Source organism: Rhizobacter sp. P3_B12 (genome assembly GCF_056402895.1).
Window position 1 is genome coordinate 1 of record NZ_JBFUGN010000986.1, and the last position, 2247, is coordinate 2247.

3 protein-coding genes are annotated in these 2247 nt (G+C 72.9%); all 3 read right to left on the minus strand.

The window, feature by feature from the left end; all coding sequences use genetic code 11:
- A partial coding sequence (locus tag AC1D01_RS31040) for a type II secretion system protein M (protein WP_477873302.1) occupies positions 1-503 on the minus strand: 503 nt, incomplete at its 3' end.
- Positions 500-1768: a type II secretion system protein GspL gene (gene gspL / locus AC1D01_RS31045; RefSeq protein ID WP_047500224.1), complete on the minus strand. Its 1269-nt coding sequence runs from the start codon at positions 1766-1768 to the stop codon at positions 500-502. The genes AC1D01_RS31040 and gspL, both read right to left, overlap by 4 nt.
- 124 nt (positions 1769-1892) lie before the next feature.
- Positions 1893-2247 (minus strand): type II secretion system protein GspK (locus tag AC1D01_RS31050; protein WP_477873304.1); only part of this gene is annotated, 355 nt, incomplete at its 5' end.

A 2247-nucleotide genomic window follows, 5' to 3' on the forward strand; every position in this document is an offset into this window, starting at 1 on the left:
TAGCCTTGCGGGCCACGCGTGAGCTGCGCATCGACCGGCCGCGCGCGCGCGCCGCTGCGCGCCTCGCCGAGCCAGGAGCGCAGCTTCTCGCCGGAGACGCCGGTGAGCGTCAGCGTCGCGCGGTCGCCCTGCACCGAGATCTTGCCCCTGTCGCCGAGCCGGTCGGTGGCCGATTTGAGCGCCTCGGCCGCCTGCTGCGGCGACACCGGCGCGACACCGCGCAGCTCGCGCACCTCGCCGGCCAGGCGCTGCATCGACTGCAGCTGGGCGTCGAGCGCATCGAGCGTGGCCGGGGCCTCGCGCAAGACGCGCAAGGCCGGCGCGACCGCGATCATCCAGACGACCAGGATGCCGACGCAGATCATCGCGGCGCCGGCGCCCATGCGCTCGCGCGCGGCGAGGCCGCTCCACATCGTGACGAACTGGGTGCGGATGGCCGCCAGCGGGGCCGGCAGGGCCAGGCGCGCGGGACGGGAAGGGCGGGCGTTGCGGGCGGTACTCACAGCGGGCGTCCTGGCGTCGTGGCGGGTGCGCGGCTGATGGTGAGCCGGCCATCGACCGACTCGACCTGCCAGCCGGCGGGTGTCAACTGGTTGCGGAACTGGTCGATCTGCGGCGGGCTCCAGCCGGCGGCCGCGAGCGTCAGCTTGCCGGGCTCGTACTTCAGCGTCTCGACCGGCGGGCGATCGGGCGGCCACGCGGCGGCGGCGGCCTGCAGCATCGGCTCGAAATCGGTTTCTCCAGGGCGGCCGGCAGCGGCCCGAAGGGTGTCGGTCTCACGCTGCATCTGGGCCGGCGCGTCGAGCACGGCGCGCACCTGCGGGTAGGCGGTCTGCACGACGGTGACCATCGCCTGCCGGCGCGCCGAGATCGCCGAGCTCTGGTGCGCGGCCCACAGGTTCAGGCCGAGCAGCTGCACGACGACCAGCGTGATCAGCCCGTAGCGCAGCGGCCGCCAGGCGGGGGTCAGGAACTTGCGCCAGCTGTCGCGCATCGCGCGGGTGCCGCGGTTCTTGCGGGCGAGCGAGAACTGGCGCAGGTTCCACAGCGAGCGCGAGGCCTGCAGCGCGCGCTGGGCCGGCGTCATCACGGTGATCGGGTTGCCGAGCCAGCGCTCGGCGGTGGTCGCGGCGGCCGGGGTGGCGCTCCAGCGCGCGCCCTCGGGCAGCGGTTGCGGCAGCAGCGCGCGTGCGAGCGTGCCCTGCAGGCTGAAGAGCGCGACGCCGTCATGGTGCGCCCAGCTCAGCGTGACGCCTTCGGAGCCGCGGGCGGCCTGCGGATCGGCGCTGCTCTCGGCGAAGTGGCCGGTCGGCGGATCGTCGGGCCAGGCCACCGGCACCACGCGATCGACGAAGACCTGCGCCTTCTCGAGGGCGGCCAGCTCGCCGGTGAGCCACAGGCGGTCGACCGCGGCGATCCAGGTCGGCTGGCCGGCGGTGGCCTCGGGCGCCACCGCCAGGTGCACGCCTTCGGCGTCGTCGAGCAGGGCTTCTTCGAGCACGCCGGTGAGGGCGGCGCGCAGCCGCGCGGCGGGTGCCTTCGGCAGCGTGATGCGGTGCCAGCTGACGTCGGTGTCGGCGAGCACCGCGACGACGACGCTCGCCTTCGGCAGCAGCGACGCGGCGCAACGCCCGTGCGTGGCCATCGACAGGCCGTCCGGCGACATCGCGTAGACGTACTCGGTGCCCGTGCCGTCCGCGCCGGCCGGCGCCTGGCTGCTGGCGCGCAACCGGGGACGGGGCGGGATCTGGATGACGAGTGTGCTCATGGGAGGCGCAATGTTGGCTGCGGCATTGTAGGCATTCGGCGCGCGCAAACCTTAGGAAATCAACGACTTACGGTGTCTTGTTGTAGTAATTCCTGCGACAGCGTGGCGGCGCTGCGGGGGCTTGTCAATTGCTGCTGTCGATCGAGCTCACGCGTTCTCGCGACAACGGGGTCACGGTGGTGCCGCTGCGTTGGACGACCGAGCGCTGTTCGAGCACCTGGTCGGTCAGCCGCAGGCGGCCGCGCACCTCGAAGTAGCTGGTGTTCACGCCGACCTGCTGCGCGTTCAGGTCGGGGAAGGTGGCGGGGAGCTGCGCCTTGATGTCGGCCGGGGTCTTGAACGGCGTGCGCAGGCGCACCTGCACCAGGCGCTCGGCGCTGCCGAGGTCGAGGTTCATCACCGAGGCCAGCACTTCCTTGCTGGCGGTGTTGGCGTTGACCGGCGTGCGCGTCGGCAGGATCGTCACGTAGGGCTCCAGC